Source organism: Corynebacterium sp. LK28, assembly GCF_014335105.1.
Taxonomy (GTDB): domain Bacteria; phylum Actinomycetota; class Actinomycetes; order Mycobacteriales; family Mycobacteriaceae; genus Corynebacterium; species Corynebacterium macclintockiae.
Genome location: NZ_PDGZ01000012.1, coordinates 172,891 through 193,071, shown reverse-complemented (window position 1 = coordinate 193,071; position 20,181 = coordinate 172,891). Strand labels below are relative to the sequence as shown.

At 62.9% G+C, this 20,181-nt stretch carries 18 protein-coding genes; 6 read left to right on the top strand and 12 right to left on the bottom strand.

Going from position 1 to position 20,181, the window contains the following annotated elements; genetic code table 11:
• Positions 1-59: 59 nt before the first annotated feature.
• Positions 60-1,244, top strand: coding sequence for a glycogen synthase (glgA, locus tag CRD15_RS07095; protein WP_070551912.1), 1,185 nt, complete (start codon positions 60-62; stop codon positions 1,242-1,244).
• A 27-nt stretch (positions 1,245-1,271) separates the two neighbouring features.
• On the top strand, positions 1,272-2,813 hold the full coding sequence (locus CRD15_RS07090) for a GH32 C-terminal domain-containing protein (protein ID WP_255463782.1): 1,542 nt from the start codon (positions 1,272-1,274) through the stop codon (positions 2,811-2,813).
• Between the two features lie 29 nt (positions 2,814-2,842).
• Here the strand turns inward: CRD15_RS07090 and CRD15_RS07085 are convergent, their stop codons facing one another.
• The 5 genes from CRD15_RS07085 to dapE form a co-directional block, all read right to left on the bottom strand.
• On the bottom strand, positions 2,843-3,718 hold the full coding sequence (locus tag CRD15_RS07085) for a methyltransferase domain-containing protein (protein WP_034970900.1): 876 nt from the start codon (positions 3,716-3,718) through the stop codon (positions 2,843-2,845).
• A gap of 99 nt (positions 3,719-3,817) precedes the next feature.
• Entirely contained in the window at positions 3,818-5,296 is a 1,479-nt protein-coding gene (locus CRD15_RS07080) for a M17 family metallopeptidase (RefSeq protein ID WP_034970901.1), read from the bottom strand.
• Between the two features lie 2 nt (positions 5,297-5,298).
• Positions 5,299-5,652, bottom strand: coding sequence for a DivIVA domain-containing protein (locus CRD15_RS07075; RefSeq protein ID WP_034970902.1), 354 nt, complete (start codon positions 5,650-5,652; stop codon positions 5,299-5,301).
• Between the two features lie 29 nt (positions 5,653-5,681).
• A complete protein-coding gene (locus tag CRD15_RS07070) occupies positions 5,682-6,536 on the bottom strand; it encodes a TIGR00730 family Rossman fold protein (RefSeq protein ID WP_034979252.1) in 855 nt (284 codons plus the stop codon).
• Positions 6,537-6,721: 185 nt separating this feature from the next.
• Positions 6,722-7,849: a succinyl-diaminopimelate desuccinylase gene (gene dapE, locus CRD15_RS07065; RefSeq protein WP_034970904.1), complete on the bottom strand. Its 1,128-nt coding sequence runs from the start codon at positions 7,847-7,849 to the stop codon at positions 6,722-6,724.
• A gap of 91 nt (positions 7,850-7,940) precedes the next feature.
• On the opposite strand from dapE, the gene CRD15_RS07060 reads away from it, so the two are divergent.
• The gene (locus CRD15_RS07060; RefSeq protein WP_051879501.1) at positions 7,941-9,356 is read left to right on the top strand and encodes an amino acid permease; all 1,416 of its coding nucleotides are present in this window, start codon (positions 7,941-7,943) and stop codon (positions 9,354-9,356) included.
• A gap of 11 nt (positions 9,357-9,367) precedes the next feature.
• Positions 9,368-10,375, top strand: a complete 1,008-nt coding sequence (gene dapD / locus CRD15_RS07055) for a 2,3,4,5-tetrahydropyridine-2,6-dicarboxylate N-succinyltransferase (RefSeq protein WP_034979254.1) — start codon at positions 9,368-9,370, stop codon at positions 10,373-10,375.
• Here dapD and CRD15_RS07050 read toward each other — a convergent pair.
• The 7 genes from CRD15_RS07050 to typA form a co-directional block, all read right to left on the bottom strand.
• Positions 10,372-11,286 (bottom strand): pseudouridine synthase, encoded by a 915-nt coding sequence (locus CRD15_RS07050; RefSeq protein ID WP_051879500.1) that lies wholly within the window; start codon positions 11,284-11,286, stop codon positions 10,372-10,374. The genes dapD and CRD15_RS07050 overlap by 4 nt on opposite strands.
• 87 nt (positions 11,287-11,373) lie before the next feature.
• Positions 11,374-12,510, bottom strand: coding sequence for a succinyldiaminopimelate transaminase (gene dapC / locus CRD15_RS07045; RefSeq protein ID WP_034992098.1), 1,137 nt, complete (start codon positions 12,508-12,510; stop codon positions 11,374-11,376).
• Positions 12,511-12,586: 76 nt separating this feature from the next.
• Positions 12,587-12,904 (bottom strand): ferredoxin, encoded by a 318-nt coding sequence (fdxA, locus tag CRD15_RS07040; RefSeq protein WP_034970907.1) that lies wholly within the window; start codon positions 12,902-12,904, stop codon positions 12,587-12,589.
• Positions 12,905-12,973: 69 nt separating this feature from the next.
• Positions 12,974-13,444 carry a hypothetical protein gene (locus CRD15_RS07035; RefSeq protein ID WP_237744279.1) on the bottom strand — a complete coding sequence of 157 codons (471 nt, stop codon included), beginning with the start codon at positions 13,442-13,444 and terminating at the stop codon, positions 12,974-12,976.
• Between the two features lie 52 nt (positions 13,445-13,496).
• Positions 13,497-14,519: a PIG-L family deacetylase gene (locus tag CRD15_RS07030; RefSeq protein ID WP_034992094.1), complete on the bottom strand. Its 1,023-nt coding sequence runs from the start codon at positions 14,517-14,519 to the stop codon at positions 13,497-13,499.
• 3 nt (positions 14,520-14,522) lie between these two features.
• Positions 14,523-16,250 carry an ABC transporter family substrate-binding protein gene (locus CRD15_RS07025; protein WP_237744278.1) on the bottom strand — a complete coding sequence of 576 codons (1,728 nt, stop codon included), beginning with the start codon at positions 16,248-16,250 and terminating at the stop codon, positions 14,523-14,525.
• 176 nt (positions 16,251-16,426) lie between these two features.
• Entirely contained in the window at positions 16,427-18,343 is a 1,917-nt protein-coding gene (typA, locus tag CRD15_RS07020) for a translational GTPase TypA (protein WP_034970910.1), read from the bottom strand.
• Positions 18,344-18,668: 325 nt separating this feature from the next.
• On the opposite strand from typA, the gene CRD15_RS07015 reads away from it, so the two are divergent.
• Positions 18,669-19,355: a hypothetical protein gene (locus tag CRD15_RS07015; RefSeq protein WP_034978331.1), complete on the top strand. Its 687-nt coding sequence runs from the start codon at positions 18,669-18,671 to the stop codon at positions 19,353-19,355.
• A gap of 135 nt (positions 19,356-19,490) precedes the next feature.
• Positions 19,491-20,135: a DUF402 domain-containing protein gene (locus tag CRD15_RS07010; protein WP_187402219.1), complete on the top strand. Its 645-nt coding sequence runs from the start codon at positions 19,491-19,493 to the stop codon at positions 20,133-20,135.
• Positions 20,136-20,181 lie beyond the last annotated feature (46 nt).

Genomic DNA, 20,181 nt, shown 5'->3' with positions numbered 1-20,181 from the left:
CAATTACTGGCGACCGTTGTTGCCAGGACACGCGGTGCGCAGCCGGTTAGTCTGGAGGCATGCGTATCGCCATGCTGACAAAGGAATATCCCCCAGAGATCTACGGTGGCGCCGGGGTGCACGTCACCGAACTGGTTCGCTACATGCGGCAGCTGGAGCACGTCGACGTGCACTGCATGGGCGGGCCTCGCGAAGAGCAGGATGTTTATGTCCACGGGGTAGATCCCGAGCTTTCGGACGCCAACGGTTCCATCAAGACACTTTCCACCGGACTTCGCATGGCGCACTCCCTCGGCGATGTAGAGGTTGTGCATTCCCACACCTGGTACACCGGCCTGGGAGGCCACGTTGGTGGCCTGTTGCACGGCATCCCCCACGTGGCGACCGCCCACTCGCTAGAGCCACACCGCCCCTGGAAGCGCGAGCAGCTCGGCGGTGGCTACGATGTCTCCTCCTGGTCGGAGAAGAATGCGATGGAGAACGCGGATGCCGTTATCGCCGTCTCCGCCAAGATGAAGGAATCCATCCTCGACGCCTACCCAGCAATCGACCCGGATCGCATCCACGTGGTGCTCAATGGCATCGATTCCGAACTGTGGCAGCCCCGCCCCACCTTCGAGGCGGCCGTGGAGGCTGGCAATCGATCCGTACTCACGGAGCTCGGCGTCGACCCCAATCGCCCCATCGTCTCCTTCGTCGGACGCATCACGCGCCAAAAGGGCGTACCCCACCTGCTTAAGGCAGTCGCCCACCTGGATCCGGAGATCCAGGTTGTGCTGTGCGCCGGCGCCCCCGATACCCCGGAAATCGAAGCCGAAGTCACCGCATTGGTGGAGGCGCTGCAGGCAGAACGCGACGGCGTGTTCTGGGTAAAGGAAATGATGGAGAAACCGGCTTTGCAGGAGATCCTGTCGGCCTCCGATGCGTTCCTCTGCCCCTCCATCTACGAGCCCCTGGGAATCGTTAACCTGGAAGCCATGGCGTGCGGGACGGCAGTTGTGGCCTCCGACGTCGGAGGTATCCCGGAGGTCGTCGTGGACGGAGAGACCGGCACGCTGGTCCACTACGACGAGAACGATGCCGAAGCCTTCGAACGAGGCCTCGCCGAAGCCACCAACGCACTTGTCGCAGATAAGGACAAGGTGCGCAGCTTTGGAGAGGCCGGTCGCCAGCGTGCGGTGACGACTTTCAGTTGGGCAACCATCGCCGAGCAGACCGTGGACGTGTACAAGTCCCTGCTTTAACCGCAATCCGCTGGTATGAATGGTGGCATGCATTCTTCCTCCCACAAACACCGCCCGGAACTGCACATCACCGCAGAAACGGGGGTGTTGGAAGCCCCAGCAGGCGCCGTTTTCTCCGGCAATGCCCTGCACGTATTCCACCAGTTCCGCCCGCGCCCTTCCGAGGGCTCTCGGTGGGCGCACCAGGTGGCTTCGGAAGCCACCTACGACTGGGACATCTGCGATGACGTGGTCGTTCCAAACCGGGGGCTAGCAGACCAGGAGGGCACCGCCCGCGGCGCAGAAGTCGATATTCTGGCCGGCGCCACGGTTCCGGTGGGTCTAGGGGCGGAACTGTTCTTCGTCGTTACTCACGCTGCAGGTGAAGCCACTGCTGCGGAAGCGCGCGGCGCCGACATTCCCCACGGCCAGCGCGGCCCACGAACCTTCACGATCGAACGGGCGCTTATCCCCAACCTGATGGAGGCCACGGAGGTATCCGACGATCCGAGTCTGCCGGATCCCCACGTCCAGCGGCTCGGCGCCATCGACATTGACGATTCCGCCCACCCGGTAGAAAACCTGGTCACCCCCAGCGTGATTCGCCACGAGGATCCCGCCCACCCGGATGAGGGCTGGCTGATGATCGCCTTATCCCTCATCAACGACGTGGATGCGCAGATCATTGTTCTGCGGTCCAGCGACCGCCAGCATTGGCGGGTACTCGGCCCACTGGAGCTGCCTGCCGAGGCCGCCCTGCGCCCCGATCGCCCCTTCGCTCCGCGCATTGTTTCTATGGTGGACGCCGACTCCTCCGCCCGCCGGGATGTCTTGTTCGTGACCTTCCCTGGCGGCGCGGGCGAATCCGATGAGGTCGCTGGGTACGTAGTCGGCAACCTGAGTGGCAATGCCTTCAAGGTGACCACCCCGTTCACCGTCATCGACTTCGGCCACGACTTCACCCGCCCGCGTGTGATCGACTACCACACGCCGGTGATGTTCGGCCTGGTGGGCGCGCACCCATCGCTGGACGGCCAGTGGGCCAACTGCCTGTCGGCACCCCGCTACCTCTCGCTGGTGGGCGGGGAGCTGTACCAAGATGTCGTCGGCGCCCCTACCGCCGTGCGGACGTTCTCTGACTATGCGTTCATTTGGTCCGCTCAGCTGGACGCCCAGCAAGGCAGCGTGGATGTCGATGTCACGGATGATTCCGGGCAGGTCATTGCAACAATCAGCTACACCAACGATGCGGTGTCCGTCACCCGCCTGGGCGTGGATACCCGCACGGCACCGCTCAAAGACGCAGACTCGGACACCCTGACGGTGTTCCTGGACGGGCCCGTGTGTGAGGTGTTCGCCGATGGCGGTGCTGTGACCCTCACCAGCGCTATTCCGGCGCACTCGCAGATTTCCGATATCGACGTGCGCGCAACCGGCGGCGCAAGGATTATCTCCTCTATGCAGACGGCCGGTCGGCACCTGATGCGCATGCAGGCTGGCCTGACCTCCCCGGAGGATCAGGAAGCCTACATGGCGGAGGCCCTCATCGCCGATCGCGACGTGGCCGCGGGAATCTTCGACGAAGACTAACTGGCCGCTAGTCGCGACCGAGCAAGAGCCTAGCGGTTGGCCTTCGCCAAGCGCGTGATGGCTGCGCGGGCGGTGACCTCCATGGTCTCCGGCAGTGCAGCGATGCGCTCCTGCAGCACATCTGGGTGGATGTGGCGCGCAGAGGGGCTCATGCCGATCTGGGCGGCAATGGAGGCCTGATCCAGCACCATCGGGAACTCGATGTGCTCCGGATCCCCCACCGGCACCAGGTGGCCGGAGGCCTGGTTGATCATTCGCTCAACCTTGCCCTCTTCCACATCCAGAATGCCCAGGGGCTCGCGCAGCTCACCCAGGTGGCCAACCTCTGCGGTAAGGACAACCACCTGTCCCTCCGGCGTAAGGATGCGGGCGAACTCTGCCGCATTGCGTGGAGCGAAGACAACCATGATGGCGTCCACACTTTCCGAAAGAATAGGCAGGCGCGACCAGGCGTCGGCAACAACCGCACCGACCCGCGAGTGGGAAGAAGCCAAACGCTTCGCCGCCGCGGTCGAGACATCGATGCCCACGCCGCGAGAGCGCTCGATCGTGTCCAGGGTGTGAGCCAGGTAGTAGCCCGTACCCGCGCCGATCTCCACGATGGATGGGGCGTGCTCAGCGGCAACATTGCCATCGTCGAGGACCTTCTCGACATCGGCAGTCACAGCCTCGACGAAGGGGGCGAAGTGGCCACCGGAGAGGAAGGTCTCGCGCGCATCGATCATCGAGGCGTCATCACCCGAATAGCGCAGCCCAGAGCCACCGGCAAGAGTCACATAGCCCTGCCGTGCGACGTCATAGCTGTGGCCCGATTCGGAAACCAGGGTGCGCCACTCTTCGTCGCCAGCGCTCAAGCGGGAACCGTCTACTGGATCGGCGAGGAGGTCAATGACATCTGCAAGCACGAACAGATTCCTTCCTGAAAATTTCTAGATAGCTCTCTTGAGAGGGAGCTAATAAACGACTCCCCCATGGTAAACCGTCCACTGCCTTTTCGCGGAGGGCTAGTGCAACAGCCACTGCACGAGTGTGCGGGCGCCAAAGCCCGTACCCACCGGAGTGACTTCGTCGTAGGTAGATTCCGCGCGCCCCGGACCGGCAATATCCAGGTGAATCAGAGGCAGATCGCGGGTGAAGCGACGCAGGAACATCGCAGCGGTCGTCGCGCCCGGCCCTTTGGGGGTTTGACGCACATCGGCGATCTTGGAGGTGACGTTGTCTTCCAGGTACTCCTGCATCGGCATCGGCCACCAGTTTTCGCCGACGGTCGCGCCGCGACGGGCAAGTTTGACGCCTGCTCCCCAGTTGTCGGAAAACACAGCGCCAGTACGCGTGCCCAGGGCGAGCTTCGCCGCGCCCGTGAGGGTAGCGATCGTCACCACGGCAGTCGGCTTGTACTTCTTCGCGCCATAGCTGATGGCATCGGCCAGAATCATGCGCCCCTCGGCGTCGGTGTTCGTCACTTCGGAGGTCAGACCACCGTAGTGCTCCACCACGTCACCGGGACGGTAGGACTTGCCATCGATCATGTTCTCGGCGGTCGGGATGAGGGCCACGATCTTGCGCGGCACCTGCTGCTCCGCCAGCGCTCGGAAGGCAGCAATCACGCTGGCGCCACCTGTCATGTCGGTGCGCATCGTGTCCATCCCCGCGGCGGGCTTCACACTGATGCCACCGGTATCAAAGGTCACGCCCTTGCCTACCAGGACGACAGTGCGGCGGCGACGCGGCTTGTCGATCTTCTGCGGATCCCAAACCAACTCGATCAACATCGGCGGGCGGGACGACCCCCGGCCGACGGCCAGGATGCCGCCGAAGCCCTTGTCCTCCAGCCAACCCGCGTCGCGCAGGCGCACCTTGACCCCGTCCAGGCCAGCCACAGCTTGCTTGGCCTGGTTGGCCAACCACTCTGGGGACTTCACGTTGGCCGGGGCGTTGGCAAGATCGCGGGACAGGCAGGTAGCCTTACCCAGCGCCGTGCCCTGCTGGACCGCGTCGACGTAGTCGGAGGTTTCGAACCCAGAGAACTGATACCCCTCCGGCAGCACAACATGCACGTTGCGCACGCGGGCGGGCTTGCGCTTGTTGGTCGTCACGAAGGAGTGGTTACCGACGATCAGGCCGATGACCAGGGAGCGGACGTTGTCCGGTGTAAACTCCGCCGGCAGGTTCACCTGTACGATGTGCTTCTTTGCGCGCACGGGGTGGCCGTCTACCACCTTGCCGATCCGGCGCACCAGCTTCGCACCAGCGCCGCGCCAGCCGTCCTCCAAGAACTCCCGGCCGTCGCTTAGATCCAGCGGGCGGGTCGGCTCGGCGGGAACCCACGCTGCCCAGCGTCCAGAGGCATCAAGTTCCACGTCCCCAGGCGCGGTCTGCCCCGGCGCGACTTTAATTTCGGTTTCGATGATCTCGGAACCTTCGGCGCGCGGGCCGATCGTCACGTTGGTCACTTTCTGCGGGATGTTCGGGATCGGTGCCATCGTTAACGCTCCTGTTCCAGAGTTTCTGCTGTATCTACTTCGGTTGCGCTCGCGTCTACTTCCGTCGCGTCGGGCTGTTCGCTGTGGCCTTCCAGCTCTTCGATGCGCGCTGCCAGGCGCTCGATGTAGAGGTCCACCTCAGCCTGGTTGTAGCCACGGAATGCCAGGGAGAAACTGGTCTCTCGGATCCCGTCGGCGGTCAGCGGGCTGTTCTGTAGGTCATCCCAGTGCTGTCGTTTCGCCGCTCCCTCCGTGACGGGCGGTAGCGCCTCCCCACGCCCAAAAACGGTGCCTAGTAAGAAAACCAGGAGCGCGCCCACCAGGAACGCTCCGACAAGAGACAACAACCAAAACATGATTCTTAATCTACCGCCTTGCGCCAGCCCTAGTCCGCGCGGGGCTCTTCGCCCTCAAAGCGCTCCAGCTGCGCGTTGATCCGCTCCTGCTCGATGGACAGCTCCTCCTGGCGGATCTTCAGCTTCCGCACGTGGTTGGCGTGTGCGTCCACGCAGATCTGCACGGCCTCCGCCGGGTCGTCGGTCACGTGGAAAAGATCCACGTCCTCCGGGGAGATCATGCCCTCGTCGACCAGACGTGTGGTGATCCAATCGACCAGCCCGCCCCAGAATTCCTTGCCGATCAGGATGATCGGGAACTTCCGGATCTTCTCGGTCTGCACCATCACCAGGGCCTCGAACAGCTCGTCCAGCGTGCCGTAGCCACCGGGCAGGCAGATGAAGGCCTGAGAGTACTTCAGGAACATGGTCTTGCGCACGAAGAAGTAGCGGAAGTTCAGCCCCAGATCCACCCAGTGGTTCAGGCTCTGTTCCATCGGCAGTTCAATGCCCAGGCCGATGGACATGCCGCCGGATTCCTGCGCGCCCCGGTTAGGGGCTTCCATCAGACCTGGCCCGCCGCCGGTGATCGTCGCGTAGCCGGCCTCGTGGATCAACCGTCCCAGCTCTCGGCCCTTTGCGTAGTACTCGTGGTCGGGTTTTACCCGCGCGGAGCCGAACACTGTGATGGCCTTGGGGATCTTCGCCAGCGCGCCGAAGCCATCGACGAACTCGGACTGGATGCGCATCACGCGCCACGGATCGGTGTGCAGCCAGTCGATGTTGGCCTGCTCGCCCAGCAGTCGCTGATCCGTGGTCGACTTCTGCTTCTGGCTGTGCTTCTTGCCGCGCAGCAGCACGGGGCCGCGGAGGCGGAAGTCTCGGTTGTTCTCGCTGTTGTTCATGCGGGAGTTTGCCTTAAATGTCTTCTAGATCTTTATGTTTCTGTGTGCTTTTCACGCTACTGCTTGGCGGCCTCTGGCGCTCGTCCTAATTGACGCCACCTCACTTCCACCCAGTTCACACCTCCTCTAGGTGCCACGCACCGGGAGCGCGGGTGGTCGGGGTTAGCTCGGGTCCCAGCGTGCGGTTAGCGGGTAAGGAACTGAATTAGTTCCCTACTGACGTCCTCGATCTGCGCGACCGGGCACCGCTCATCCTTCGTATGGCACAAGCCGGGGTCGCCGGGGCCGAAGTTCACGGCGGGGATGCCCAGCTGGGTGAAACGTGCAACGTCGGTCCAGCCGTACTTCGGGCGCACGCGCCCTCCGGTGGCCTCCACCAACTTCGCCGCGAAGGGTTGGTTGAGGCCGGGGCTCGCCGCGGCTGCGGCGTCATCAAGAAGAACAGAGAAACCCTCGGCAGGCGCATCGGGCGTGCCGACCTGCAGCACGTCGTACAGGTGCTCCAGAGCCTCGTCGACGCTGCGGTGCGGAGCATAGCGGAAGTTGATGAACGCCCAGGCCTCGTCGGGGATGGTGTTGGTGGCCACGCCGGACTCAGCCATCACGGCGTTGAGGCCCTCCTTGTAGACCAGGCCGTCGATCTCTACATCCTGGGGCTCGTAATCCGCCACCCGCACCAGCACCCGAGCCAGATCATGCAACGCGTTGTGCCCCAGCCAGCTGCGGGCGGAGTGCGCGCGGGCACCCAGGGCGGTGACCTTCACCCGCAAGGTGCCCTGGCAGCCGGCTTCGATCATCCCACCGGAGGGCTCGCCCAGCAGCGCCAGGTCGCCCTCCAGCAACTCGGAATCGGACTGCACCAGGTGGTTCAGCCCGTTGTATTTGGTGGCTACTTCCTCGCCTTCGTAAAGCACCAACGTCAGGTCGCAGGCCAGATCCGGGGAGTTCGCCAACGTCGCAAACGCATGTGCGTAGCAGGCCGCGCCGGATTTCATGTCCACCGAGCCGAGGCCGAAGATGGTCTCCTCCCCCGTCTCCGGATCCGGCCCTACTCGGGAAGGCAGGTTATCCGCCGGCGGCACCGTATCCAGGTGGCCGGCCAGCACCACCCGATCGCCCAGGTCGCGGTGGGTACGAGCGACCAGGGTGTTGCCCCGGCGGGTAACCTCCACGTTTTCGATGGCACGCAGGGCAGGCTCGACTGCGTCGGCGATCTGCTGCTCGTGGTGCGATTCGCTATAAATATCGACAAGCTGACGGGTGAGCGCCACCGCGCCAGCGGTCAGGTCAATGGACGTCTCTGGTGTACTCATCGCTTGCGATCCTAGACGAATATCAAACACCTACGGGGTTAAAACTGCCCATGCTGGCCTGTGGGAAAGCCCGTTGTGTTCTAATTCTGTTATGAAAACTCGAGATTCCGACACAGGTGCTAGCGAGGGCGCCTCGAACCAGCTGGGTCACAGCCTAGAAACCCGCCACCTGACGATGATGGGCCTCGGCTCTGCCATCGGCGCCGGGCTGTTCCTAGGCACCGGTGTAGGCATCCAGGCCGCCGGCCCGGCGGTGCTGCTGTCCTACATCGTCGCCGGCATCGTAGTGATCGCCGTGATGCAGATGCTTGGCGAGCTCGCCGCCGCCCGCCCCGCGTCCGGCACCTTCGCCACGTACGGCCAGATGGCTTTCGGTCGCTGGAATGGCTTCGCCCTGGGTTGGCTGTACTGGTTCATGCTGATCATGGTGATGGGCGCGGAAATCACCGGAGCGGGCGCGATCATGGGTTCGTGGTTCGGCGTAGAGGGCTGGATCCCTGGATTGATATGCGTGGTGCTGTTTACCATTGTGAACCTCGTGGGCGTGCGTGGCTTCGGTGAATTCGAGTACTGGTTCGCGTTCATCAAGGTCGCGGTCATCGTTGTCTTCTTGTTCGTGGGTGCGGGTCTGCTGTTCAACCTGTTCCCGAACTACGAGTCCCCGGGGCTCAGCAACTTCGCCGACTTCGCCCCCAACGGCGTTTCCGGCATGGCCGTGGGTCTGCTGGCCGTGGCTTTCGCCTTCGGTGGCATTGAGATTGTGACGATCGCCGCCGCGGAGTCCAAGGATCCGGCCTCATCTATTGCCGCGGCTGTGCGTGCCGTGATCTGGCGAATCTCGATCTTCTACCTGGGCAGTGTGTTCCTCATCTCGGCCCTGCTGCCCTTCGAAACGCTCGGTGAGGCAGAGTCCGCCGAAGAATCCCCCTTCACCCGCATCCTGGCTCTCGCGCAGATCCCGGGCGTCGTGGAGATCATGGAGGGCGTGATCGTCCTGGCCCTGCTGTCCGCTTTCAACGCGCAGATCTACGCAACCAGCCGCCTGATGTACAGCTTCTCCCAGGAGGGCAACGTCCCCCGCTGGTTCGGCAAAACCAACGCGCAGAAGGTTCCTTTCCGCGCCGTGTGGTGCTCGCTGTTCTTCGCCTTCGTTTCTGTCGCCCTGCAGGTATGGGGTCCGAAGGACCTCATCAACATACTGTTCAACGCCGTGGGCGGCACCCTGCTGGTGATCTGGATGGTGATTGTGCTGGCGCAGATCAAGCTGCGCCCGACCTTCGAGCAAGATGGCACCCTCACCGTGCGTATGTGGGGCTACCCGGTTCTGCCGTGGCTGACTTTCCTCGCACTCGTTGCGCTGACCGTCCTGATGCTCTTCGACGAAGGCGCTCGCATGCAGGTTCTGACGGTCACTATTGCCTTCGCAGTACTGAGCGTGATCGGCTTTGTTCTGCAGAACACCCAGAAGGGTCACAGCAGCCCAGAATCAACGACCGCTGAAAGGTAGGATCGAAAAGCATGACTGCTGCTTATGGAAATGGATTTGCCACTCTGACCGATTCCGGCGATGTGCTGGATACCTGGTTCTTCGAGTTCGACCTCGGTACATCTGACGCCGCTGGCGATAAGGCTGGAACCCAAGTGTTCGATCTTGATGACGCCACCACCTCCGCCCCCGAATCCTTCCGTCCCCTGGCCAATCTGGCCGGTACGGACGAGGTCCGCGGCACCCGCCGCGTTGCGGTGACCACCACCATTACTGACCTGGATGCCCCGGCGGAGGATGCGCACGACGCCTACCTGCGCCTGCACCTGATCTCCGGCCGCAAGATCAAGCCCCACGGCTGCAACCTGGATGGCCTGTTCGGGCTGCTCAGCAACGTTGTGTGGACCAACCACGGCCCGTGCGCGGTCCCCGGTTTCGAGGCTGTTCGCGCCCGCCTACAGGCCGAGCGCGGCCCGGTGACGATCTACAGCGTGGATAAGTTCCCCCGCATGGTCGACTACGTGGTTCCCACCGGCGTACGTATCGGCGATGCCGACCGCGTGCGTCTGGGCGCTCACCTGGCCGAGGGCACCACGGTCATGCACGAGGGCTTCGTGAACTTCAACGCCGGCACCCTGGGCTCTTCAATGGTTGAAGGCCGTATCTCCGGCGGTGTTGTCGTCGGTGATGGTTCCGACATCGGTGGTGGCGCCTCCATCATGGGCACCCTATCCGGTGGCGGCAAGCAGGTCATTTCCATCGGCGAGCGCTGCTTGCTGGGCGCCAACTCCGGCGTGGGCATCTCCCTGGGCAATGATGTCACCGTCGAGGCCGGCCTGTACGTCACCTTCGGTACCAAGGTCACGCTGACCGGCGAAGTCGCCCGGCAGCTGGGCAAGCAGGAGGGCGAGGCTGTGAAGGCCGCCGAGCTCTCCGGCGCCAGCGGCATCCTGTTCCGCCGCAACTCCGTCAGCGGCGCGGTAGAGGCCGTCGCCAACGCCAACACCGTCGAGCTCAACGAGGCTCTACACGCCAACTAACCCCTGTTCCACTGCGACCAGGGATCTTCCAGGCAGCGCTCGATCGCGATGCGCTGCCTGTTTTTTATTGCGCCTTTTTCTTCTGACGCCACCAGCGCCAACTCGATAACGACCGCGCGCAGCTGTAGCGCCCCCGTCCCGGGACAATATGCCGGGTACGTGTCGTCGCCGTAGATGGGAGCACCCAGATGATTCATCAACGCCCGTAGCTGGTGCGTGTGCCCGGTCCGCGGTTGCAGCTCATAGACAGCGGTAGCGGCTGTGCCAGCGGCAGCATTGGTTTCTGAGGTTGCCACGCAGCGACGGGTTGCCAGCTTCCGGATGCGCGTCACCGTGGACTTCGCCCGGCCCTGCGGTTTGAGCTGTGTAGGCAACGCTGCGGCGCTGCCCACCCGCACCTGCGGGTCGTCCTTCACCTTCAGCATCGGCAGTGTTACTTCTTGCCACTGCGCCCCGATCTCCGGAATGTCCGGCGCCATCGCCTGGTAGGTCTTTTCCACTTTCCTACGCTGGAACTGTGACTGCAGGAACCCGCGCGTGGCGGGGTTGCGGGATAACACCAACAGGCCGCGAGTGTCCCGATCCAGGCGGTGAGCCGCCACTAACTCCGGCTCCCTCAGGCGCACGCGCATCAACGACTGCACGGTGGCGCGCAATAGCCTGCCATTGGGCGTAGACGGCAGCCCGTGGGGCTTGTCCACCACCAATGCATCCGGCCCGGAGTACAGAATCGGAATATCAGCTGCCAGGAGCTCGGCGGGTTCTTCTGAAAAGTCGGGATAGACCCATGTGGGCGTCGGATCCACAAGAGCAAGCCCTGGTTCCAGCGGGGCGCCGGGCGCGAAAGGGGAATCGCCCGCCGCGGCGGCCAGGTAGATGCGACCGTCGTCGGGGACGCGGCCAGTCAGCATGGTCTTGACGGCAGATACGCCGTGGCGCGGCGGTGGGCGCCAGCGTTGTAGGGCAGGAATCGGCGCCAGAGCTCCAAGTACTGCGCGCTACTGCGCGGCTGCCGATTCGTCACCGGTGAGGCGGCGGGCGGCTGCCTCAATCCGCTCGTCGGTGGCGGTCAGCCCCACGCGGACAAAGTTCTTCCCCTTCGGGCCATAGAAATCGCCCGGAGCAACCAGGATGCCCTTGTCGGCCAGCTCAGCGACGGTCTCGCGGCCGTCGCGCCCCTGGGTGGCCCACAGGTACAGGCCGCCGTCGGAGTACTCGATATCGAAACCGGCCTGCAGCAGGGCAGCCTTCAGCAGCTCGCGGCGTTCGCGGTACAACTGCTTCTGCAGAACTTCGTGGCCGTCTTCCTCCAGGGCGGCGACCATGGCGGACTGGATCGGGCCGGGGTTCATCAGACCTGCATGGCGGCGGATTCCCAGCAGCTCCTGGATCAGCGCACCGTCGCCGGCCAGCCAGCCCGCACGATAAGAGGCCAAGTTGGAGGTCTTCGACAGCGAGTGGACGGCGATGAGGTTAGTGAAGTCACCGCCACATACCTCGGGATCCAGAATCGACACGGGGCGCTCCTCGCCCCAGCCCAGACCCAGGTAGCACTCGTCGGAGACGATGATGGTGCCGCGTTCGCGGGCGAATTCCACGAACTTGCGCAGGTGCTCCACTCCCAGCACCTGGCCGTGTGGGTTGGCCGGGGAGTTCAGGTAGATCAGCGCCGGGGTCTGCGGCCCCAGCTTCAGCAAAGAATCGCTGCGCAGCACGTCCGCCCCAGCCAGGCGGGCGGAGACCTCGTAGGTCGGGTAAGCCAGCTCCGGAATCACTACCGTGTGGCCTGCGCCTAGCCCCAGCAGGGTGGGCATCCACGCGATGGCCTCCTTGGTGCCGATCACCGGCAGCACCTGGCTATCGGCATTTAGGCCGGTCACCTTAAAGCGGCGCTCCATCGCCCCCACGATGGCTTTACGCAGTTCCGGGGTGCCCTTAGTCTGCGGGTAGCCCGGCTCCGCGGCGGATTCCGTCAGCGCCAACTGAATCGCCGGGGAAACCGGATCTACAGGAGTGCCGACCGACAAATCCACGATCCCGTCGGGGTGCTTCGCCGCCGTGGCTTTGGCCTCGGCAAGCGAATCCCAGGGGAAGTCGGGCAGTCGGTCGGCTACTTTGGTGCGCTTCAGGGTCATGCTTGTACTCTATACCGCCTGCTCTGTGTGCTCGGCGCTAACCGGCGCAACAGTGGGCGTCGATAAAGAAAAAGCCCTAAGCCTGCGGCGGCAGGTTAGCGATCAGCTCCGCATCGAAGTCCTGCGGCCCCAGCTTCGCAGCACCGCCCGGGGAGCCCAGGTCGTCGAAGAAGGCAGCGTTAGCGTCGTTGTACTCTTCCCACTCGTCCGGCACATCGTCCTCGTAGAAAATGGCCTCGACCGGGCAGACAGGCTCACAAGCACCGCAGTCAACGCACTCGTCGGGGTGAATGTACAGGGAACGCTTGCCCTCGTAGATGCAGTCAACGGGGCACTCTTCAACGCAAGCGCGATCCATCACGTCTACACAAGGCTGCGCGATCGTGTAGGTCATCGTCTAAATACCTACCCTTTCTGGAAAGTTCGTCATACTCCACAGAGCTCTCTATGAGCTTCTATTCTGTCACTTCAGCGGTTCCAGAGAAAACTGAGGCCGAAGTGGCCACGCGGCCGCTGCCAAACCGACCACAAGCAGCAGCATAGACCACACGGTCTGTGGCATTAACGTCGCCTCGCCGAAGGGCAGCTCCGGCCACATCACCGCCAGCAGGTACCCGGCTAGCCACACCAGCGCGGGAATGCCGGCGATCAGCTTGTTGTCGGTCCACAGCAGTGCGGTTTTAGTCAGTGCGCGGTTGAACACCAGGGCAAAAAGTATTGTCCACGGCAGCGGCACCTCGACGTCCCCCACCGTGATGCGGGAGCCGATGTATAAAACGCTGATGAACAGCCCAAACAGTGCGCCGATAGAGAGCCACACGATGCCGGAAATGCGCTCCGCGCGCGTCGTATCCTTGCGCGCCTGGCTTTTCGTGGGGTGCCCCCAGTTCGGCTCTTCGTCCTGGCCGGTTCCGGTGCTCTTTTTCGCATTCACGTCGATCTATCCTAGTGCTTGCTCTTCTTATTGACGCCCCAGGCCGCGCCGTTTAAGACTTCCCGCCCACCAAGCGCTCCCCGACTGCGCGGGCGAAGAGGTCCTCCGGCACTCCAGGTTTGGTCCACCCGACGCGATAGCTTTCGTTGTCCAGCAGGGGCTGGGTGATCAGGTTGGAAAGGCAGAACAACGTGGCGGCCGTGCGCGCGGGCGGGTTGGATTCCCGCGCCTGATCGTTCACATCAGAGGTCGACCCATCCGCCACCCAAATTTGTGTGGCATGGGCGCGCATGGCGGCCTGCTTTGCTGCCACGTCTTCTACAGAACCGTGAACCACCAGGTCCACCTCGGCGGAAGGTACGGTGGCGATGTCGCCTGCGCTGGGGAGCTTCCATCCCTCCGGCGCCTGCACGCTTTCCATGCCCTCGGCGAACTTCTCGTCCTCCGTCACGCACCACAACACTTGGCTGGGCACGAAGCTCTCCGCTTCTGTACCTGTAGCTGCTGCCTCCAGCCGCTGCACGGCCTCGTGCACGATTTGGTGCGCCCGCTTGTGATCCGGATGGCCATAGCCACCGTCGGCGGCGTAGGTCAGGATGACCTCCGGGCGGATCTGCTGGATCTGCTGGATAAGCTGCGCAACCTGTGCCTCTAACCCCGCGTCCGCGGTTCCATCGGCGCCGTCGCTGGGGCTTTCCGGCGCGCGTGCGAATGCCCGCGGGTGGCGAATCGAGTCGCTTCCTTCCATTCCCGAATCCCGCCAGGCACCGCAACCACCCAGCAGGTTCGGGCCATGCTGAATCCCCAGCGCGCTAAGTGCTCGCTGGAGCTCGGCGATGCGGTAACCACCGAGCATTCCCGTGCCGTGTTCGTACTGTTGGGCGTCCACAAGAGCTTGGTACTTCTCCCCGATCACCTCGCCCTCTTCGCCGAGGGTGCAGGTCACCACGGTCACCTCATGGCCGAGTCTGCGTGCCTTAGCTAACGCCAGACCCGTCCACAGAGTTTCGTCGTCGGGGTGCGCATGCACCGCCATTACAGTGATCGCGTGCGCTGGTTCCGGATTGCTGCTCACGGTTTAGTCCTCCTTGCGGGCGTTATCGGCGGCGCTGCGATCCAGCTCCTCCATCGGCATCAGAGTCCACAAAGGCGCGGAGATCAGCAACGAACTACTGTCGTCCAACGGCCAGTCCTCCAGCTTCCGGGTCGGCCCACTGAGCCTATTCGACGCCACCACGGTGAAACGATCCGACAGGATCGGTAGGACCGTCGAGAGTTCCGCGATGCGATCGTCCACCTGAGGACGTTCATCATCCAGTTTCGTCTCGCCTTCGCGGAGCTTGGTGAGGCGCTGTTCCAGTTCTTGGTCGCACGTTCCGCTGAGGTTGCCGCCGCTTGGCGTGTTATCCAGGCGCGCTTCCGCGCCGGATTTCTCATCGGCGCTCCCATCGGCACCTTCGTTGGCGCTCGCGCTTGCCCCTTCGCCAGCGTTCTTGCCTGAGCGTTTGCCTTTCCCACCCTGAACTTCGGAGCCGGAGTTGTTATTCGACGTGCGCGCGTCCGCAGTCTGCGAGCTGTTCGTGCAGCCGTATTGCTGCACATAATCCGCGATAAGCTGCGGGCTGCGCTGCCAAGTGATCACGCCGTCGACGGTGCCCTGTTGCACCGACGTACCCAGAATGTCTGAGGCTTCCCCGGTGCGCACCACTGCGGGGATACCGGCCTGTAATAGCTGATCCACCACCGAACGGGCAGCGTCCACAGCCAGCTGATCGTCGTTGACCGCACCGATGACAATTCCATCGGGTCGGTCATCGGTCACCAGATTGTCCGGTACTTCCTTTTCCATCTTCGGCTTGACGTTCCAGTGCGGGGAGCCGACATCAGGGTCCCCGGAAACGATCCGGGCGATCTTTTCGGAATCGATTGCACCCAGCAACCGGCGCCGCAGCGTGCGGTTCTGCAAGAGAGGGCTAGCCTGATTCAGCTGCAGGTTCAGCTGCACTTCACGGGTAGTTTTTCGCACCTGGGCATAGGGCAACTGCTCCATGGCCAGGTCGGTAGTGGCCGAGGTGTGCGTCATGTACATCTGGATCTGCTGGGTGCGCATCATCTGCGCACCCGTCGACTCATTGGGAACCGTGGTGAAACGAATGATGTCCGTCTTCGCCGCCTTCTTGCCCCAGTAGCGGTCGTTGCGCTGCAGTTCCAGCAGCCCTCGGCCTTCGTCTACCGACTTCACGGAGTACTGTCCCGCCGAGGCGACTGACCCTTCGGCCATCATCGTGGTGAACGTGCGCCCCTCGGCTCGATAAATGTGGCTAGGCAGCAGGTGCATAAACAGTCGCTTCCAACCGCCCAGCGGGCGATCGAAAGTGACCTTCACGCTCTTTTCTTTATCACCCGGTTTGATGGAAGTCACATGCCGGTACAGCCCCTTGGACTCCGCTAGCGGTTCCTTTAGGATCGCCTCGCGCAGGTACTGAAAGTCGGAGATCGTGATGGGGGTGCCGTCCGACCACTGCGCTTCCGGATTGAGGGTGTAGGTCACCTCTGTCGGAAACTCCTCATCGTTTGGCGCGATCGAACTAATCAGGTCGTTGTTGAGGCCCTCCTCCTCAGTACCTTGCATGTATACGCTCGGTAAGGTCAGATCCGCTACCGCCGCGACCACCGGGTTGCGGTTACCCACCAGGTGCGGGTTGAGGTTACTGGTGAAGCGATCGACTCCCACCGTGATCTCCCGCAGGCTCTCATCCACCGGCTTGGGCGGCTGAGACTGCGTGGTGGCAGAGGGGTCTTCCACCGTCGGAGCCTCCCCGGGGTTCGCCTGACACGCGGAAAGCGTCAGCGCGAGAGCCGCAGAGGTCAGCGCGGCCGCAACGGTGGGCGTCGAACCCCAAAAACGCCGACGACGCGCCCAGGCGGAACGGTGTCGCGACGAGGGATCAGATAGGGGGAAGAAAGAGTACAAGAGTGCTTCTAGGAGTTGTTATTGCGCTGCTTCTCGCGGGAACGAGCGCGGGCGCGGTCGGTGGCGTTCAGGATCACCTTACGCACACGGACGACCTCCGGGGTAACCTCGACACACTCGTCGAAACCACAGAACTCCATGGCCTCTTCCAGGGTCAGGGTGCGAGCCTTAGCCAAGGTCACCGTCGCATCCGCGGTAGCCGAACGCATGTTGGTCAGCTTCTTTTCCTTGGTGATGTTGATGTCCATGTCCTCGTCGCGGTTGTTCGCGCCGACGACCATGCCCTCGTAGGCCTCTGCACCCGGCTCGACGAAGAAGGTGCCACGGTCGGCCAGCTGGATTAGCGCGTAGGCGGTGATCTGGCCAGAGCGGTCGGCAACCAGGGAGCCGGAGGCGCGGCCCTTGATCTCGCCCGCCCACGGCTCGTAGCCAGCGGAGTAGCTGTTGGCGATGCCGGTGCCGCGGGTTTCGGTCATAAAGACGGTGCGGAAGCCGATCAGGCCACGGGCCGGAACGATGAACTTCATGCGGATCCAGCCGGTGCCGGTGTTGTCCATGGACTCCATGCGACCCTTGCGGGCGGCCAGCAGCTGGGTGACGGCTCCGAGGTGCTCCTCCGGGACGTCGATAATCAGGTTTTCGTAGGGCTCGTGAACCGTACCGTCGATGGTGCGGGTAACCACCTGCGGCTTACCGACGGTCAGCTCGAATCCTTCACGACGCATGGTCTCCACCAGGACGGACAGAGCCATCTCGCCACGGCCCTGAACTTCCCAGGCATCCGGGCGTTCGGTGGGCAGCACGCGCAGGGAAACGTTACCAATCAGCTCCTGGTCCAGGCGGGCCTTGACCATACGGGCAGTCAGCTTGTCGCCACCGCCACGGCCTGCCATCGGGGAAGTGTTCACGCCGATGGTCATAGAGATCGCGGGCTCATCCACGGTGATGCGCGGCAGAGCGACCGGGTTTTCCGGATCGGCCAGAGTGTCGCCGATCATGATGTCCTCGATGCCGGAGATAGCGGCGATGTCGCCAGCGATCATCTCCTCGGCCGGGACGCGAGTCACACCTTCGGTGCGCAGCAGCTCCGCAACCTTGGCGGTCTTGGTGTGCTGGTTTCCATCTTCGTCGTAGTGGATCCACGCAACCTGCTGCCCCTTGCGCAGGCGACCAGCGTGAATACGCACCAGGCCGATACGTCCCAGGAAGGAGGAGGAGTCCAGGTTGGTGACGTGCGCCTGCAGCGGGCCGTCTACGTCTGCGGAAGGCTCCGGCAGCACGTCGTAGAGAACGTCGAACAGTGGCTGCAGATCCTCGGAGTCCGGGACGTTGCCGTTGCCTGGGTTCTCGGTGGAAGCCTTGCCCTCACGACCGGAGGTGTACAGAACCGGCAGATCCAGCAGCTGTTCGGCAGCCTCTGCCGCCTCTTCGTCCTCCAGGGTGGAGGCGAGCTCTAGCAGCAGATCCTGTGATTCCTCAACAACCTCGTCAATGCGGGCATCGGGGCGGTCGGTCTTGTTCACACAGATGATCACCGGCATTTTCGCAGCCAGGGCCTTGCCCAGCACGAAACGGGTCTGTGGCAGCGGCCCTTCAGAGGCGTCAACAAGAAGAACCACACCGTCGACCATGGACAGGGCGCGCTCAACCTCACCGCCGAAGTCAGCGTGGCCGGGCGTATCGATCACGTTGATGATGAGGTCGCTGCCGTCCTTGCCCAGACCCTTGCGGTGAATGGCGGTGTTTTTCGCCAGGATCGTGATGCCCTTTTCCTTTTCCAGGTCGCCCGAGTCCATCACGCGCTCTTCCACTTCGCCGTGCGAAGAGAAGGCGCCGGACTGGTGCAGCATGGCGTCGACGAGGGTGGTCTTGCCGTGATCGACGTGCGCGACGATGGCGACATTACGGAATTCAGTCAAAGACACAGATCCGATCTTTCCTTAAATTGGGGTCAGTTTTAGTAGTGCAGCGTAAGGCAGTACATGGCCTAGAACATTGCTTAGAACCTGGCCTAGAACATTGCCTACGGGAACCTTTCACAGCCTACTCCTTTAGTTCACCAGGATAACGCATAGGACATGAAGAAGTTTTTCTCAAAACCGCAAGACGTGCACTGAAGCCGGTGTTATTGTTTACAAAAGGTTCCTAATGAACGTTACTAATGTGACAAATGTGACTAATGTGACTAATGTGGTTTGGGTATATGCTCGAGCAACTTTAGAAACAGCGACAAAACCTGAAAGGTACGCCATGGCTTTCTCCCGACGCTTGACCCGTGCTGCTGCAGCACTGACGACCGCCTGCGCGCTTGCTGTCCCGACCGTGGTGGCCCCTGCAACGGCTGGCGCTCAGGTCCAGGGTTCCATCGATCACCTCGGCCGCCCTGCGCCGCACATCCTGAACCAGATCGAGGCTTTCGCTAACAACCCGCAGCTGCCGCCGAACGTTAAGGCGTCCCTGAAGAAGCTGGTTGGCTTCTTCCGCGGCGATGGCAAGCCGGGTGTTGACATCCCGAAGAACGCCCCGGTCTTCACCCAGTTCGGCTGGCCGACCGTTTCCGGCAAGTGCATCGGCGGCAAGAACAAGGCCGTCGGCACCGCCATGGGCGTACCCGGCCCCGCTAAGCTTCCACTGCCGGGCATCGGCGCTGGCGAGGTCAACTTCGTGTTCACCGCCATGGGCACCGGCACCGTGGCTAAGAAGCAGAACACCGCCATGAACGTGCACTGGATCAACATCAACACCGGCAAGATGGGCCGCACCCCGCTGGGCTACACCGGCATCAACCCGAAGGGCCCGGCTACCGTCAACGGTGTTGCTAAGACCGGCAAGGGCACCGTCATTGCACTGCTGGAAGGTGGCGTGACCACCCACGAGAAGGAATCCGGCAACTCCAACTGCAACTTCCTGCCCACCGCGGCACTGCTGCACGTCTAGTAGCTTTCGCCTAGACACCCGGGTTTCCGCCCTTGGCCGCGCTTCCCTGCGCGGCCTTTCTCATATCCTTATCCTCTACCTGCACTCCGCTCCCCCTGGGCACACCGCATCCTGCTCACCACAATCGCACAAGCCATGGCCGATCTGCACAAAGTAAAGCAAGAGACCTTCGACATCGCCCGCGCAATCAACATCGACCCCAAGGGATTCGAGCGCGCCGTGGACGCCTACGAGCTGCTTTCCGCGCTGCCCGTCACGGAGCATCCCAGCCCAGTACACCCAAGCTCGGAGCATCCCAGCCCAGAGCACCCAAGCCCGGTGCTGTACATGCGCCGCCCCACCCCCGGCCATCCGCGCTTCCATTACCTCGAATCCTGGCTAGTCCCCCACCTAGACATACGCCTCAACAAGTTCCACTTCTTCGAGGGCATTGAGCCCACGCAGGACCTCTACATCGACATCGCCTTTATCGATATTGATGACGCCACCACCCCAGCAACCTGGCGCACCCGTGACCTGTACGTGGATGTGGTGACGCACCTCCCAGAGGCTTCCTCCCGGGAACGATCCCAGTCGAGTTCTAACTACGCCCCGGGCACATCTTCAAAGGCAAAAGTCCAGGCGCTGGACCTGGACGAGTTAGGCGAAGCACTCCTGGCGGGCTACATCACCGCCGAAGAAGCACGCCGGGCATTGGACTCTACCCAGCGCCTGCTAGATGGACTGCATGAGCACGGCAGCGTGGCCGAATGGCTGGCCACCCAGGGCGTGCGTCTTTGACGCACCACCTAGACCAGCCGCAAGCTCAAAAAAACAAACCCCCACC

What these genes read in the sequence shown, in the direction of transcription:
- glgA (WP_070551912.1), top strand. Translation starts at nt 60, where the DNA reads ATGCGTATCGCCATGCTGACAAAGGAATATCCCCCAGAGATCTACGGT.
- CRD15_RS07090 (WP_255463782.1), top strand. Translation starts at nt 1,272, where the DNA reads ATGCATTCTTCCTCCCACAAACACCGCCCGGAACTGCACATCACCGCA.
- CRD15_RS07080 (WP_034970901.1), bottom strand. Translation starts at nt 5,296, where the DNA reads ATGGCACCGATCCCGAACATCCCGCAGAAAGTGACCAACGTGACGATC.
- CRD15_RS07075 (WP_034970902.1), bottom strand. Translation starts at nt 5,652, where the DNA reads ATGTTTTGGTTGTTGTCTCTTGTCGGAGCGTTCCTGGTGGGCGCGCTC.
- CRD15_RS07070 (WP_034979252.1), bottom strand. Translation starts at nt 6,536, where the DNA reads ATGAACAACAGCGAGAACAACCGAGACTTCCGCCTCCGCGGCCCCGTG.
- dapE (WP_034970904.1), bottom strand. Translation starts at nt 7,849, where the DNA reads ATGAGTACACCAGAGACGTCCATTGACCTGACCGCTGGCGCGGTGGCG.
- CRD15_RS07060 (WP_051879501.1), top strand. Translation starts at nt 7,941, where the DNA reads ATGAAAACTCGAGATTCCGACACAGGTGCTAGCGAGGGCGCCTCGAAC.
- dapD (WP_034979254.1), top strand. Translation starts at nt 9,368, where the DNA reads ATGACTGCTGCTTATGGAAATGGATTTGCCACTCTGACCGATTCCGGC.
- CRD15_RS07050 (WP_051879500.1), bottom strand. Translation starts at nt 11,286, where the DNA reads ATGCTGACTGGCCGCGTCCCCGACGACGGTCGCATCTACCTGGCCGCC.
- dapC (WP_034992098.1), bottom strand. Translation starts at nt 12,510, where the DNA reads ATGACCCTGAAGCGCACCAAAGTAGCCGACCGACTGCCCGACTTCCCC.
- fdxA (WP_034970907.1), bottom strand. Translation starts at nt 12,904, where the DNA reads ATGACCTACACGATCGCGCAGCCTTGTGTAGACGTGATGGATCGCGCT.
- CRD15_RS07015 (WP_034978331.1), top strand. Translation starts at nt 18,669, where the DNA reads ATGGCTTTCTCCCGACGCTTGACCCGTGCTGCTGCAGCACTGACGACC.
- CRD15_RS07010 (WP_187402219.1), top strand. Translation starts at nt 19,491, where the DNA reads ATGGCCGATCTGCACAAAGTAAAGCAAGAGACCTTCGACATCGCCCGC.